This is a genomic window from Ruegeria sp. D6 (assembly GCF_056534365.1).
Genome location: NZ_JBQFPH010000004.1, coordinates 93,870 through 109,356, shown reverse-complemented (window position 1 = coordinate 109,356; position 15,487 = coordinate 93,870). Strand labels below are relative to the sequence as shown.

12 protein-coding genes and 1 pseudogene are annotated in these 15,487 nt (G+C 52.0%); 5 read left to right on the top strand and 8 right to left on the bottom strand.

Annotation, left to right across the window (positions count from 1 at the left end; all coding sequences use genetic code 11):
- Positions 1 to 307 precede the first annotated feature (307 nt).
- From ACR0A1_RS14615 to ACR0A1_RS14605, 3 genes are read right to left on the bottom strand one after another with little or no spacing between them, the layout of a single operon-like run.
- Positions 308 to 1,432, bottom strand: a complete 1,125-nt coding sequence (locus tag ACR0A1_RS14615; RefSeq protein ID WP_480868114.1) for an ABC transporter permease — start codon at positions 1,430 to 1,432, stop codon at positions 308 to 310.
- The gene (gene rbbA / locus ACR0A1_RS14610; protein ID WP_480868112.1) at positions 1,433 to 4,132 is read right to left on the bottom strand and encodes a ribosome-associated ATPase/putative transporter RbbA; all 2,700 of its coding nucleotides are present in this window, start codon (positions 4,130 to 4,132) and stop codon (positions 1,433 to 1,435) included.
- On the bottom strand, positions 4,129 to 5,124 hold the full coding sequence (locus ACR0A1_RS14605) for an HlyD family secretion protein (protein WP_480707592.1): 996 nt from the start codon (positions 5,122 to 5,124) through the stop codon (positions 4,129 to 4,131). Before ACR0A1_RS14605 ends, rbbA begins: the two co-directional genes overlap by 4 nt.
- 270 nt (positions 5,125 to 5,394) lie before the next feature.
- Here ACR0A1_RS14605 and ACR0A1_RS14600 point away from each other — a divergent pair, with 270 nt between their 5' ends.
- Positions 5,395 to 7,098: an alkaline phosphatase family protein gene (locus ACR0A1_RS14600; RefSeq protein WP_480772288.1), complete on the top strand. Its 1,704-nt coding sequence runs from the start codon at positions 5,395 to 5,397 to the stop codon at positions 7,096 to 7,098.
- 154 nt (positions 7,099 to 7,252) lie between these two features.
- Here the strand turns inward: ACR0A1_RS14600 and ACR0A1_RS14595 are convergent, their stop codons facing one another.
- Together ACR0A1_RS14595 and ACR0A1_RS14590 are read right to left on the bottom strand one after the other, a co-directional pair.
- Complete coding sequence (locus ACR0A1_RS14595; RefSeq protein ID WP_170515595.1) at positions 7,253 to 7,669, bottom strand: c-type cytochrome; 417 nt, start codon at positions 7,667 to 7,669, stop codon at positions 7,253 to 7,255.
- A 175-nt stretch (positions 7,670 to 7,844) separates the two neighbouring features.
- Positions 7,845 to 8,771 (bottom strand): DMT family transporter, encoded by a 927-nt coding sequence (locus tag ACR0A1_RS14590; RefSeq protein ID WP_480868110.1) that lies wholly within the window; start codon positions 8,769 to 8,771, stop codon positions 7,845 to 7,847.
- A gap of 366 nt (positions 8,772 to 9,137) precedes the next feature.
- Between ACR0A1_RS14590 and ACR0A1_RS14585 the strand changes: the two genes are divergently transcribed.
- Both ACR0A1_RS14585 and ACR0A1_RS14580 read left to right on the top strand, forming a co-directional pair.
- On the top strand, positions 9,138 to 9,710 hold the full coding sequence (locus ACR0A1_RS14585; RefSeq protein WP_480868109.1) for a carboxymuconolactone decarboxylase family protein: 573 nt from the start codon (positions 9,138 to 9,140) through the stop codon (positions 9,708 to 9,710).
- A 221-nt stretch (positions 9,711 to 9,931) separates the two neighbouring features.
- On the top strand, positions 9,932 to 10,711 hold the full coding sequence (locus ACR0A1_RS14580) for a methyltransferase domain-containing protein (RefSeq protein WP_480868107.1): 780 nt from the start codon (positions 9,932 to 9,934) through the stop codon (positions 10,709 to 10,711).
- 283 nt (positions 10,712 to 10,994) lie between these two features.
- On the opposite strand, the gene ACR0A1_RS14575 is transcribed toward ACR0A1_RS14580, so the two are convergent.
- From ACR0A1_RS14575 to ACR0A1_RS14565, 3 genes are all read right to left on the bottom strand, one after another.
- A complete protein-coding gene (locus ACR0A1_RS14575; protein ID WP_480868105.1) occupies positions 10,995 to 11,570 on the bottom strand; it encodes a MaoC family dehydratase in 576 nt (191 codons plus the stop codon).
- A complete protein-coding gene (locus tag ACR0A1_RS14570) occupies positions 11,571 to 12,296 on the bottom strand; it encodes a class I SAM-dependent methyltransferase (RefSeq protein WP_480868103.1) in 726 nt (241 codons plus the stop codon).
- Positions 12,297 to 12,425: 129 nt separating this feature from the next.
- Positions 12,426 to 13,346 carry a sulfurtransferase gene (locus ACR0A1_RS14565; protein WP_480868101.1) on the bottom strand — a complete coding sequence of 307 codons (921 nt, stop codon included), beginning with the start codon at positions 13,344 to 13,346 and terminating at the stop codon, positions 12,426 to 12,428.
- A gap of 265 nt (positions 13,347 to 13,611) precedes the next feature.
- On the opposite strand from ACR0A1_RS14565, the gene ACR0A1_RS14560 reads away from it, so the two are divergent.
- Entirely contained in the window at positions 13,612 to 14,892 is a 1,281-nt protein-coding gene (locus ACR0A1_RS14560) for a tetratricopeptide repeat protein (RefSeq protein WP_480868099.1), read from the top strand.
- Between the two features lie 385 nt (positions 14,893 to 15,277).
- Positions 15,278 to 15,484: pseudogene (locus ACR0A1_RS14555) on the top strand (hypothetical protein); the annotation flags it as partial.
- Between the last annotated feature and the right edge of the window lie 3 nt (positions 15,485 to 15,487).

Below are 15,487 nucleotides of genomic sequence, written 5' to 3'. Positions count from 1 at the left end.
GCATAGTTTGTCGGGTGCAGAAACGGGCGGAGATTTTTGTCGCTTGAAGGCCTTGGACTTGCCCATTTGATGCAGAAGGTATCCACACTTTCATTACAAACCTTTGAGTTTGCGACTATAGCCCTTGAAAACCTCGATTGCATCGCAATCCAGCCGTCGGGGCGTATAGTACGAACATGACTAGAGATTTTTTGGCTAACGCTCATACAGTCGCTGATGCCCTGACTTCTGCCCAGCAGATATCCAAACTTTCCTCAGAGGCAGATCAGCTAACGCTCCAATCTGTCAAAGCCAACAGATTGGAGCGTTAGCTGATCTGCGTAAGAGAACGCCGAAAAAGCCGTAGGCTCATTAGTAACAAAGCAATTCCCAACAACGTCATCCAAACGAATTCCGGCCAGACAGTCTCAATACCAGCGCCTTTGAAAACAATAGCCTGACTTGCTGACATGTAGTGGCGTGACGGCAAAACCAAAGTACCTGCCTGCAACCACGCTGGCTGACCTTCAATTGGGGTCTCTCCACCTGACAGCATTAGCATTGGCAGCACAATCAACATGACCAGAAGCGCGAACTGCGCCATAGAGCGTGCAATGGTTGCCAGAAACACCCCAAGCGCCGTCGCAGTAAAAAGAAACAACGCCGTGCCAACCAAAAACAACATCTTGGATCCAGCGATACTGATGCCCAAAGAACCCTGCATCACAAAGGTTAGTGAAAGACCAGCCGCGACCAAAACCACTGCTGCATTCGCCCAAATTTTGGCAATGGCAATGTCAAATGGAGCAAGCGGCATGGCAAGGAGATGTTCAATGGTCCCGTGCTCTCGCTCTCTAATCATTGCCGCTCCGGTCAATATAGTTGTGAGCCACATGATCTGGCCGATCAAAGCAACGATACCAGCAAAACGTACGGTGTCTCTGTTTGGGTTGAAGGCGCTTCTTAGAATGACACTGATTGAGGGAGCATCTACTAGATCGATACCTATTGCATAGCGATGTATTTCAGCGCTCAAGATACTGGTGATGTAGTTTGCACCAATACCGGCCTGTTCCATAGCGGTTGCGTCAATAAGAACTTGAATCTCCGGACTGCGCCCTGCGCGCAGATCCTTTTCGAATCCGGGGGGCACAGCCACAACGAAAATAAAGCGCCCGGCATCCATGTAAGCAGGTCCTTTTCCGGGTTCGATTTGGACGACCGGTTGGAACTCTGGTGGAAAAAACGCTGTGGCAAGTGCTCGAGAAAGTGGCGAGTCGTCTTCATCCGCAAACGCTATCGAGGCGTTGTTTACAGAACTTGCCACTCCCGTTGCTTCCATGATCGGGGCCAGCGTGAAAGACCAAACCAACAATGCCATCATCACCCAATCACGGCGCAGGCTCATCACTTCCTTCAAGCCTAGCCAGAATATGCAGTAGAAGCGCCGCATTCACTTCTCCTGAGCCCGAAGACAGAGGGCTGCGATCAGTGTCAGAACGGGTCCGAAGCAGGCTAGGGCCAGAATGTCTGGCGCAAGGGCTTCCCAACCCAAACCTTTAGTGAAGGCACCAACGTTTAGGTGTAGGAAATATGAGGAAGGCCAAAGAGAGCCCACCACTTGTGCGCCCCCTTCAAGCGTTGAAACAGGTTGCAACAGACCTGAGAACTGGATTGTTGGGACAACTGAGGCGATGGCAGTTGCAAATGTTGCGGCCACCTGACTGGATGTCATTGTAGCGATCAACAGCCCGTAGGATGTCGTTGCCCAAACGTAAAGAAAGGCACCAACAGCCAAGGGGAAAGGATTTCCTTTTAACGGCACCCCGAAAAGAAGAACGGTCATTCCGGCCAAAAGCAGAAAATTTGCGTAGGCGATCAAAATGTACGGAATTTGTTTGCCGATTAGAAATTCAAGCCGCGTGGTTGGTGTCACGTAGAAATTGACAACTGACCCCAGCTCTCGTTCCCTTGCTACGCTTACGGCAGTCAAAACAGCTGGCAGCATAATCAGTAGGATAGCAGGCATTGCCGGAGCCATCGCGGCGATGCTTTCAAAGCTCTGATTGTAGCGAAACCGGGGTTCGATCCTGGCGATACCTATCTGGCTTTTGCCGTTGTTAAGGGCAAATTCCGCGAGAAATGATTGGTGCAGTCCGGAAACATAGCCTTCAACCGTCTCACCCTTAAATGGGATAGCACCGTCTACAGTCGCAAGTATCTGGGTCGGTTCACCCGTACTCATCTTTCGGTCAAAGTCAGGTGGCAACTCAACAACCAGAGAGACCTCACCTGCCACTAGACGGTCGCGCCCTTCGCTGGCGCTTTGCAGCGGCGATGTGGCTTTAAAGTAGGACGATCCGGCGAATTCAGCCGAATAAGCACGACTCTCCGGCCCTTGAGAAAGGTCAAGTACAGCGAATTCAAGCTCATCGATATCCAGCGTAATTCCAAAGCAAAAAACTAACATTAGAATAGCAGAGCCCAGAAACGCGAAAGCCAGACGCACCGGGTCGCGAGCTACTTCAACGGTTTCGCGCCGCGCATATGCCAATATACGAGAAAACGCTCCCCCCCCGGCGTGGGATTTGGTTCTAAAACCCACCTTTGGCGAGACAACAGAGACTGGTTTTTCTGCTGCTTCCAATATCGAAATGAAGGCGTCTTCAAGGTTTTCCGCCCCTTCAACAGCGATCAGTTCAGCCGGAGTACCTTCCGCTAGAACTCTACCAGCATGCATAAAAGAAACGCGATCACAGCGTTCCGCCTCACCCATGAAATGAGTGGACACAAAGATTGTAACCGACTCGTTTCTAGAGAGCTCAATCAGCAAGTCCCAGAAGGAATCGCGTGCCTCTGGATCCACACCGGAAGTTGGTTCGTCGAGTATTAGCACCCGCGGACGGTGGATCACTGCTACGGCTAGCGACAGTCGCTGTTTGATCCCTAGGGGCAGTGCCGTCGCCAACGTATTCCGGTGCTCCTCGAGCCCAAAGCGCTCAGTGAGTTCCGAAACGCGTTGTTCACGGTCGGCAATTGCAAATATCCGCGCATGCAATTGTAAGTTCTGATGTACCGACAACTCGCCATATAAGGAAAAGGCCTGACTCATGTAGCCTATTTCACGCCTCATTTTGCGATCATACGCATCGACAGGATTGCCAAATAACAGTGCTTCACCTGAGCTGGAAGGTAACAAACCAGTCAACATCTTCATTGTCGTGGACTTGCCGCAACCGTTTGATCCTAGAAACCCGAATATCTCTCCGCGATTGATTGTGAAGTCGACGTTGTCTACGGCCGTGAAATCACCAAAGCGTCGTGTAAGTCCACGCGCAACTATCACTGGGCTAGATTCTATCTGTTCATTCTTCTCTTTTTTCCCCGCCGGTTCGACGGGCAACTTCCGTGCTCTCAGACGCCGATATGCTACTTCGAGGTCGACATCACTCCCTTTCAATTCAGCGGGCTTCCCCTGAAAGATGACTTGACCCGCGTCCATTGCGACAATCCGGTCAAAACCGTCGGCTTCTTCCATGTACGCCGTCGACACTAACACCGACAGTTCAGGGTTTCTTTCTCGGATTGCGTCAATCAAAGCCCAGAACTGCCGACGCGACAACGGGTCGACCCCGGTCGTTGGCTCATCCAAAACCAATAGTTTGGGGTCATGGATTAAAGCACAGCAAAGGCCTAGTTTTTGCTTCATCCCACCCGAGAGCTTGCCCATCAGACGGTCTTCAAACTGCGCAAGCCCTGTCGCAGCCAATAGCGCTGCGATACGTTCGTCCCGCTCTGAATGCCCTTGAGCAAAGAGACCTGAGAAGAACTCAAGGTTCTCGCGTACAGACAGCTCCGTATACAGGTTTCGACCCAGCCCTTGCGGCATGAACGCGATGGCTGGGCAAATGCTGTGTCGATGACCAGAATCGCCAATCGGGCCGCCTAAAACGTCGATACTGCCGGATTGCAGTTTCTTTGCGCCGGTGATCAAACCAAGTAGTGTAGACTTTCCCACCCCATCCGGCCCGACAAAGCCAACAAGCTGGCCGCCTGGCAGTTCTAACGAAACAGAATCCAATGCGACATGCTTGCGATAACGGTGCGTAACACCTGAAATGTGAATATCGCAGGCGTCATCCTCTACTCTCATTCGAACAGCTCTTCTGGGATGCGTTGTTCAAGCGCCTCAGGCCAAGCAGCGGCTGGGTTCAGCCGGATCACCGCGACACCGCGCAGACCGGTTTTGACGTGCTCAATCCGACTTTCAATCAAGTCTATTGGGATACGGACGCGAACGCGAAAAACCAGTTGCTCTCGCTCATCCAGGGTTTCGACCTGTTTGGGGGTGAATTGTGCCTCGGGAGAAACAAAGCTCACGTATGCAGGTATCGCATATTCCGGCAAAGCGTCGAGCACGATGCGAGCCTCAGCTCCAATGGGCAAAAGTCCGGCTTCACGCGCCGGAAGAAAAACTTCCATGTAAACATTCTCAAGGCCAAGAATAGTCAGGATCGGTTCGCCCGCGCCAACCACCTCTCCGGGTTCTGCAAGCCGGTAAAGCACGCGTCCGGGCAAAGGTGCCACTAGAGCGCTGTCTTCAATCTGTGCCTCAATTCTGCGCACTTCCGCCTCAGCGGCAGCAATACGGCTTTCTGCGGTTGCAACTCGGGCTTTGGCGGCGCCCAATACTGCTGTTGCAACCTTATGAGTGGTATCGCGATCTTCAAAAATAGTTTTGGAGATGTTTTGTCCTGCCAGCAACGCCGTGGCACGATCAAGCTCTTGCTCGGCCCTACGCTGTTCGCTTTCGCGTTGCACTACGAGCGCTTCTGCTTCGGCCCTTGTCTGATTTGCCAAGGCTACTTCGGCTCTAGCCCGGTCCAGGGCGGCAGATAGCTCATCTATGTCCATTTCGGCCAGGATTTGACCGGCTGCAACCATACTGCCCTCTGTTGCCGTTACCTTCGCAACCCGACCTGCATTAGTTGGTGCTATTTCGACTTGTTCCGCTTCAACCCGCCCGTTTCCTTGCACAAATCCGACCGGCAATTCATCGCCATCCTCGGCAACAACGACATACAGCAACGCACCAGCAATTACTAAACCAGCCAAAATAAGAAAAACCGATAGGTTTTTGGTCATAGCGTTTCACCTGAAACAGGGTTTCTGGCGCAGAGTTTAGTATCTTAAGAGACTCAAAGCCTTGTTTTGGATCAAAACCGATCCGGGCATCTCAATTCCAAGCAATTGTTTGTATGAACACTGGTTTGGGTGTTGCAGGCTCTTTCGCGGTAGGTCGGAAGAAGTAGACGTGAAGCGTTTTTGCTATCAGTTTGGTATTGAAGAGGGTTTTTCTAGCACGCAATTGCAGTCGCGACTGACCTGCTGCGCACTACAGCGAAAGGAAGCATTATGACCAAAACACTGAGAGCTTGTTTGTCTTTGTGGTTGGTTGCAGTCGCTCCTGCGTATGCGCAAGAACCTCCTCGCCTCGTTTTGCAGCTGACCGTTGACGCGTTTCGGGGCGATCTGCCGACACGCTACTTTGAGAATCTTGGAGAGGGTGGCCTTAAGTACTTACTAGAAAACGGTGTACACTATGTGGACGCCCATCATTGCCATGCCAATACAGAGACCGTTGTCGGGCACGCCACTTTGGCGACCGGGGCAACACCGGCAGTGCATGGGATGATCGGAAACATATGGTTCGACAGAACCTTGGACCGCGTTGTCTACAACGTTGAAGACAGCACCGCTCCGCTTCTTGGAGATGGCGCTGGCGTCAATGACGATATTGAAATTGACCCGACACAGGCGGCAGCTGGCACAGATGGGCGGTCACCACGCGCTATGCTTGTTACGACGCTTTCGGACGAATTAAGCGCCTCCACTGCTGGTGCGGCCAAAGTCTTTGGAGTTTCAATCAAAGATCGTGGGGCTATTACAATGGCGGGACAAAGCGGCAAAGCCTTCTGGTTCTCAAAAGCCGCAAATCGTTTTGTCACAAGCTCCTATTACTACGACAAATACCCGGATTGGGTTTCCGCATGGAATGACGCATCGCCGAGCGCCTCCTTTGAAGGAACCTCTTGGGAGTTGATGCACCCAAAGGAAACCTATCTCTTTGGCGACCGCGACAACCAACCATGGGAGACGGATGTCGCCGGGTTCGGCACAACCTTTCCTCATCGCTACTCTTCGACGCAAAATGGGTTTGACCCGCTGGAAAATCCCTACTTTACGACCTTTTTGACACTTAGTCCCGCTGGCGACGATCTGACGGCGCAATTTGCCAAACGATTGATTGATGCCGAGGGTATCGGGCAAGACGCGGTAACGGATTATCTGGCGGTTAGCTTCTCGTCCGTGGATTACGTCAACCATGTGTTTGGCCCTTCCAGTCTTGAAGCCGAGGATACGATATACCGCCTCGATCAGACTCTCATGAATCTCTTCGCGTTTATCGACGAACGGATTGGGCTGGAAAACGTTTTGATCGTTCTATCGGCGGACCACGGCACCACCGATGCGCCGGGCTATTTGGAGAGTGTTGGCATCCGAACTGGCCTTGTTGCTCCGGACACATGGGACCCGACGGAACAGATAGCCAAGCTTAAGGAGCGGTTTGGGATCACCGGGAAATTGCTTGAAGGTTATAATCACCCCTATCTCAATATCGCCCCCGAAGTATTGGCTCGCAGTGATATTGATTTACCCACGCTGGAGTCAGCTATTGCAGAAGAGCTTCTATCCTTTCCCGATGTGGCATTCGCCGTCCCCAGTACGGCTATCGAAGCAAACCTCCTACCCGATACCGACATCATGCGCTTGGTCCGCAACAACTACCTCCCCACCCGATCCGGGAACATATACGTAGTCTTCAAACCCGGCTGGTTCATCGCAGACTTCGATGGTCTGTCCGTCACATCCACCCACGGGTCACCGTGGCGCGGTGACACACATGTGCCGATTATCTTTGCTGGAACGAACTTAAAACCGCAACGGGTCGCACGCCGTGTTTGCACGACTGCTCTCGCATCCACTCTGTCTGCATTATTGAGCACGGCACGTCCTAATGGTGCGAGCGGTGAAGTGTTACAAGAAGTCTTGGATTAGACCGCTGTGAAGCGCGAGTCCTGATATTGAAGCAAGCTAGGCAAAACCGCGACGGCATCGTCCACAACGCGATCCTCATATTCGTTGCTTCTTGGCGACTACGGAAACCGCCCAACGCAGCACTCTTTAGCGTACACAAATGCGGAGCAGACCTTCACGGAACATATCGTTCCGGCTTCGGAGACTGAATACTCTCCAAATACTCAGCAATATCGATAAGTCTGGAAGGAATACGCGTAACCAAACCATTCCCCGTATCGAATTCGACAGTAGGGCCGTCATTCAATTCGGTGATTATAGGCATGTCATCGCGAGGTTCTTGAACTTTCAAATAACCGTCCAAGATCGACATGACCTCCAACATGGGCCACACACCCCCTCTGCGTTCGGAAATCTTTGTTAAATCAGCAGGCACTGTTTTCAAATCAGCTGCGTCAGGTCCTTTTCCAGATGCATCGATTCCGTGACATCTGGCGCAATGCTCAACAAAGAGGTCTTTGCCAAGGTTCGAAAACTCATCGGCCACAGATATCGTTGCAACCGAAGAAATGCCCATGCTTGCAACGATCATAAAGTACCTCATAATCCGGAGGTCCTTTGCTAAACGAGAGTACACTACAACAAAAATGGACCGACATCTTCCGCCGGTCAACGTCGGTCCTTTAACACATAACGTTCGCTACCCGCTTCGGGCAGCAAGTAACCAGTGATGCTTACCTCAGAGAACAGCAGCGGCGAGCCCAATGCTACCGCCTCGGTAATTTTGTAAGCACGGTCGATACGGTGCGCGTCTTTTTACTTCTTGTGATCGCAATTGCGCCCAGCACTAAGGCACATGCAAAAGCTTGAGGAAAAGAGATGGCTTCGCCAAAAGCAAGATATCCAACGGCAAACATCGTGGGTAATTCGATACTTCCGACGACCGCAGTTTGGGACGCTCCAATAACAGGCGAGCAAATCGTGTAGATGAGCTGAGGCACGAAAGCGGTCACCAGACCAATACCAACAATGAATAGCCAATCGGATTGTTCGCTTGGGAGAAGCTCTCCAACCTCAGCACCAAGGATGAGCGGGGCGAGGCCAAGAACAGACCCCAGAGAAACTGACGCGATACGTGCCAACGGCGCAATCCGTGACAACCTGTGTACTAGGACGCAGATTCCGAAGCCAAACCCAAAAGGGGCAGCAAGGGATAGCAGCAGCGTTGGTAGATGTTCCCCAGCCACTGACGCAGGCGAGCCAGCAAAGACAGCTGCCACCACAATCAGACTAGCGGCCAACATGGCGCGTCGCGTGGGTGCATCGCCAAACACAGCCCAAGCGACAACTAAGGTGAACACCGGATAGGTCATGTAAAGCACACCCACTGTCGATGCGGGCAGCTTCTCCAGCGCCGTTACATATCCGATCCAACCAAGCCCCATTACGGCTCCGGCTGAAAGACCCCAAGTGATCTCTCGCCATTCTTTTCGATGCACAATGAGAACAGGAAGCAGAAGAAGAGCCGCAACAATGTATCGGTAGAATGCGACCGCATAGGGTGCAACGCCCTGATCGGTCAGGCTGCGGCTGAAGTAGGGAACCAGCCCGAAACAGATTGAAGCAAAAAGAACACCAATAACCGCAAATGCGTAAGGTATGGGCGTTCGATTTCGCGCAGATGTCGTGGCCATAACCTGGAGCTATCACGCATTTGCATCTTCGTCTTTAGAGATTCTACGAATGACTGCTTTGTCCCGCACACCGGTCGTTCACTGAATTTTTCTGAGCGACCGCACTGAGCCCAAATTGACCGATGTTGCACGATGTCCCAACGACAGAAATGCGCAGAAAGCGGACTTTGCATATTTTATGAGAACCGCACGAAATTACCTTTCACGAAGTGACGAACACGCTGCCACACAATCAGGCAAACCTGCCGTTCGCAGGTTTCCAACAGAATCTCTGTGCGGAACCTGGAATTGCTTTAAGGTTGCGTAAACACCGTTGGTTCCTCACGTGAGACGAAGTTATCCAAAACAAGATTGAAAGTGAATTGAATGAAACGCCTGTTTCCATCTCTGCCCGAGAACGCAACACTGGGAAGTGTTTATCAAGCCTTTCCGGACAAGCTTTCTCCGCTTTGTGCGTACGAAAGCTTGGTGATGAGGGGAGAGAGCGACCTATCGGTCGCCCAACGTGAATTGATTGCAGCCTATGTCTCGGGCTTGAATGCTTGTGCCTATTGCCATGGCGCACACATCGTTTTCGCCAAAGCCTATGGCGTTGAGGTCGAGACAATCGAGGCACTGATGGAAGACCGCGATACGGCGCCCATCGAGGATCATCTTAAACCGTTACTAGCATACATTGAAAAGCTCACCGTCTCGCCATCACGAATGACGGAAGCCGATGCAAAAGCGGTCTACGCCGCAGGCTGGTCGGAGAGTGCGTTGTTTGATGCTATCCAAGTGTGCGGTGTCTTTAATCTCGTGAACCGCTTCATAGAAGGAACAGGTGTTCAAAGTCCTGGCAACGACCCAAGACAAGCGGACGAGGCCACTTTAAACCGATGCCGCAGCGACACCTTCTATATCGATTTCGGCCGGGAGAATGGCCTCGACATCCCTTGAATTGATGTTGTTCTAAAGTTCGAGCCGCCGCGAAAAGCTGGGACAATAAAGCGGCAGAAGCGTCCTTACGTCCCGAGGTTAACCAATTCGTCGATACCAGTCGGCACCTTCAGTTATTTTGGTAGATCCATGTTCAAGCCTTAATGATCCGCTCTGCTTTTCGTAGATAACCCATTTTCTGATAAGGTTTGGAGACTTGTGGGCTTTGTAAGGGGGGAGAGTTGCTTAAGTTTGACGCGGAGACAACGAGATTACTTGAAATCGCCTATCAAGGAGCTGAATTGACGCGGCGAAGACAAGCTTCATTTGATGCGCTGTGCCCGGCTCCCGGTGAAACTATTTTGGACATCGGTTGTGGCAACGGGATGTTAACAGCGGAGTTGGCCCGCGCAGTTGGCTCGGATGGCTATGTCATCGGGATCGACCCAAGCGAGGATATGACAGCAGCCGCAAGAGAACGATGCAGCAACTACGCAAACGTGGAGTTTCGTGCTGGTGCCGCAAATAGCTTACCTATTGAAGATGAGAGTGCTGACAAGGCCGTCTCGGTACAGGTCTTTGAGTACATCGAAGACGTAGACGGTGCATTGGCTGACATGCTGCGGTGCGTCAAACCCGACGGGCGCCTCGTCATCAGCGATCTACACTTTGGTAGCTTGATTTGGTTCAGCGGCGAGCCTGACAGAATGCAAAAGATGCTGACATCCTGGAACCAGCACTTTGTGAGTGGTTCCGTTCCGGAAAGACTGCCTGCACTAATAAAGGCCCACGGTGACCACGTGGAAGATGTCTTGTCGTTCACAATGACAGATCACCAGCTAAGGCCTGATGGTCTCGCAATCATGATGATGCACCTCATGAAGCAATACGCTGTCGCAAATGACCATGTTGATCCCAACATAGCGCAATCGTGGTTCGACGAGCAGCTCAGCCTTGCAAAAGTTGGACGCTTCTTTTTTTCGATGACCCAATTTATCGTCGTGGTGCGTAGAAAGGGGTGATCAAGCGAAGTAACTCGGCCTAGTTTCTTCCACGGGCTTCTTTAAAGTCGCGGTTCAAGAGACCACGACTGGTGTAACAATCGCCCTAATTGGTTCTGCAATTCTTTTGTCCGTACTTAATTGTCGTCGGTGAAGCCCCAAGGAAGTGCCAGACGTGCAGGCATTGATCAGACGTTCGAACGACCGCAGCAATAGAAACCTTATGTGGCGAGCCCAAAGATACTCTTGAAGATGACAACGGGATGTCAAACTGATCGCCGCGCCCAAGTCGCTGCAAACTGCCTTAACTCCGATATGCCATCACGTGGTGCATGACCAGGTTAAGAACTTCAACATCGTTCTGGTTAAATGTCTGGTATCGGAATTTGACCGTTCCCCGGTCTGGCTTCGAACGTGATGGTGTAATTGCCTCAACCGTGACGCACACGCTGATCGTGTCACCAGCATACACTGGAGCCAGCCACCGTACATCGTCCATACCATGTCCACCCAGGTTGGTGCCGGTAAGTACACCAGTGTCGCGGAACAACCTGAAAGTAAGCGCTATTGTCTGAAATCCACTGGCGATGAGACCACCGAAAATCGACTCTGCGGCAGCCACTTTGTTAACGTGGAAGGGCTGCGGGTCATGAACCAGTGCGAAGTCAATAATCGCTCCCTCGGTCAGCGTAACGCCACCGGTTTCGAAGGTTTCGCCAACCGACAAATCGTCGATGTATTTTCCGCTGGCCATGGCAAAAGTATAGTTTGATGCACTCTCAACCGTCAACGCGGAGCCACGCTCGGCAGCCACTAATGCCGCATTGTCATTCGACCATGGTAAAGATCGTAATTGAGAACTGAGCCAATGGTCGTTCACCTATGCCGCGGCGACAAAAAGGTGCGCTTCTTGAGGTACGTGCAATACGCTTTCTTTGTCATATTTAGACAAAGCGTCTGCAACCTCTTCCACGACCTTGTTGGTGACGTCAGCACCTGCATCCCTAAGATCAGTTTCGATTGGCAGCGCCATGATTTGCGCACGAAGATCAATAAATCTTCGCTCTAGTACCAACGGCTCGTAACGAGCTATCTCGAAGCCTGCATCGACCAATAAGTTCGAAATGATGTCCCCATCTCGAAACGAAAAAGGCGCTCTGGCCTTTGTTGCGGCATCTGTTCCAACATGCCGTTCGAGAGCTTTTGCAAGCGCTCCATTGAAGGGCGACACTGCACGCCAACATGTCAAAAATAGCTGACCGTGATTGCGCAAGATCCGATGAACTTCCTGCAACGCGGCGGGTTTGTCGGGGAAGAACTGAAGCCCCTGTTGTATGAAGGCATAGTCAAACGTAGCATCTCCGAAAGGTAACTCGGTTACATCTGCTGCATACCACTCGAGCACATGACGACAATCCGGCTGATTGGACTGCGCGACCTCAATCATGGTTTCGTTCAGATCTACGCCAACAACCCGGCCTTCGCCCGTCAGTTTCCTTGCAATCTCTCGCGTCAAAGCCCCGGTGCCGCATGCGATGTCGATAACACAAGTGCCGCTTCGAAGCCGAACCTTCTGCATTGTTGCTTCAGCCAATGGGCCGAACATCGCAGGCACACTATGGTTGTTGTACTTCTGCGCAGCCTCTTTGGTCAGCCGGAAATTGTCCGTCATCAAAATATCCTCCTAGCGACGCGTCAATAATTGGACCACCCAAAGTGACCCAAAATCGTAGTCTCACGAGGTTTCAACCGGAAGGCTCTCATCGGCGCTCCACTCAGCCCATGAACCATCGTACAGGCGGGACTTTTCGAACCCCATTTGGCGCAGCGCAAGGAGCCCACAAGAAGCAGCTATGCCACGGCCGCAATAGGCGATGACCTCATCGTCAGTTTGAATTCCCTTGTCCTGATAGTGCTTGAGAAGCTTGGAATGATCCGCCAACTTGAATGAACCACGTTCCTTTAGTTTAGCTGCACGTTCGGCAATGGGTATGTGTGCCAAATCCGGATCGATGTTCGATATCGCCGGTATGTTGACGGCACTTGGGATGTGTCCCGAGCGACCTCCCCATGTGTGAACTCCGTCGCCTCGGAAGAGGTCGTTTGGTAGAAAGTCCACAATTCTGACTCCGGGCTTATCCATCGCATCCAAGACATCAGCTTTGCGGGCAATCCAATTGCTCTGCACTGTTGGTTCAAAGTCACCATGCTCAACGGTTAGATCGCCAGTTTCAGTGGGCCGACCTTCGAGTTTCCATTGCTGCAAGCCGCCGTCCAAGACCTGCACGTTTTTATGGCCATAGTGCGAGAGTGCCCACCAAAGACGCGCAGACGCCAATGGAAGCCCGGAGTCATCGTAGACCACGACATGACTGTCGTTGGAAACACCCAACTCGCACATCTTTTTCCCAAAATCCGCTGGCTCGAGCAACATATCGGGAGTGTTCTGAGTGCTGTCTGCAAGCTCTGTCGACATACCGACATACACTGCGCCAGGAATGTGCTCGGCTTGGAACTCGCTCCTATCGTCATAGGCCACGCCCTTGCCGTTTTCCTCCCTAAACTTCCAGCGAACATCAATGAGGCGTAGTTTCGGTTCAGTCAGGTTATATGCCAACCAAGCCGTATCAATGAGTGGGCGAGTTTGGGTTGTCATACCTACGTTCTCCTCTAACCGGACGCGGGTCGAGCCGTATGCAATAATCCCCAAAATTGCTTTCGGAGTCCAATTTTGGGAAATCGGGATTTGATGAAGCAACAATGTTTGAACGGCATTTTGATGATTTCATGAGACTTGCGAAAAGAACGGATGCAGAAATCATGGCACCTCGTAATGTCGATTTCCTTTGACTCGTTTAAGTCTAAGCATGCTCATATAGCTCACTGACGGACTGGTTTGGTAAAGACAGTGGAAGGTTTGGATGCTTGAAGATCGGTACGGAAGCCCGCTAACGACCACATCACAAACTGCGCGAGACGCTTATGTTAAAGGCATCGACCGTTTTCTGGGTGCTTTTGATGATGTTGAAGAAGCTTACCGTTCTGCAATGCGGGCAGATGATGGCTTTGCTATGCCTCATGTTGGGCTTGCGCGCTACCTTGTTACTGTCGGGCGTGGACAAGATGCAAAGCGTGAAATAGCCGTCGCAAAAGAACTTTCGCATGGCGTCAGCCCGCGCGAAGCCGCCCAGATCGACATTATCAGCGATCTCATTGAGGGGCGTGTACCGCAGGCCTATAGACGCATCCGAGATCACGTCGCAGACCATCCACGAGATATTTTGCTGGCACAGACATGTACCAGCGTATTTGGCTTAATAGGGTTTTCAGGTCAGGCTGGACGCGAGGCGGAGCAGCTTGCGTACACAACCATGTTAACGCCTCACTATGGCGACGACTGGTGGTTTCTCTGCCAGCATGCGTTTGCCCAGATGGAGGCCGGACAGATTGGCCCGGCCGCGGAAAACATCGAGCGCGCGCTTGAGTTGAAGCCAGACAGCGCACACAGTGCACATGTCAGGGCCCATCTCTACTATGAGAACGGGGAAACGGACGCTGGCTACGCTTATCTACGCGAATTCTGGCAAGACTATCCCTTCACAGCGTATCTGCACTGCCATCTCAGTTGGCACGTCGCTCTGTGGGCGCTTGAGAGCGGCGATGTGGCGGGTATGTGGAAGCTGTTCGATGATTATGTTTCCCCCGACCGACCTCCTGCGCCACCACTGAACGTTCTGACTGATAGTGTGGCAATTGTTCACCGCGCCTTTTTGGCTGGCGAGCAAATTCCCCAGGAGCGTTGGCAACAACTCAGTGACTATGCTGTTCAGTTCTTTCCTTCACCTGGCTTGGCTTTTGCGGATGTTCACGCTGCTCTTGCGCATGCGATGGCTGGAAACAGAGAGCGTCTGGAATCAACCATTGACGGCGCAAAGGGACCCGCAGGCCCCACCGTTGCTTCTGTCGCAGGCGCATTCCGTGCGTTGGCGGATGGAAATGCGGATGAAGCGATTGAGAAATTCGTAAGTGTCATGTCTGAGCACGAACGCCTTGGCGGCAGCCGGGCGCAACGCGACATTATTGAGTTTTCATTGGCGCATGCGCTGGCAATTTCGGGACAATCGAATGAAGCTCGACGCATTCTCAACATGCATCGACCGCATACCTCTCACGACCATGCAGTTGCCACGCTAGAAGGATAGGGTGCCCGCATTTTTGACGCCCGCAATGAGCGCAAATTTCACGTTTTCAACGCCACTTAGAACGGAGGCTGCCGCACGACGTTACCAAGCCCCAAAAGTGATAGTTGGCGGAAAAGACCAATCTGACTGCTAACATCAGCTTTCTCAAAAGCCCGTCTTAGGATTGTGCGAGCGGTGTTTGTGGTCTTGTCAGTGAGCTACTGTGGAGGGATTGGACGGCGCGTCACTCACGCGGCCAACAAGTTGATCAGTCGCCAAGAAGAGTGCTTCGATCAAATGGAGTTCATATAAGATGGGTCTATGCCTTGGATCGGCTTTGATGTCGCTAGTATCGAGAAACAGCCCATTGTGGTAATCTCCTACCTTTAATTAGGGGGTTATTGTGATGGAATACTATGATCTAGGTAGCTACAGCCGAAGGATCACAACCTCGTCGGACGAAGCCCAGCTTTGGTTTGATCGTGGTTTGGCTTGGACTTACGCGTACAACCACGAAGAAGCGATTGTATGCTTTCAGAATGCCGTGGCTGCCGATCCAAATTGCGCAATGGCGCACTGGGGCATCGCCTATTGTATTGGACCTAACTACAACCGC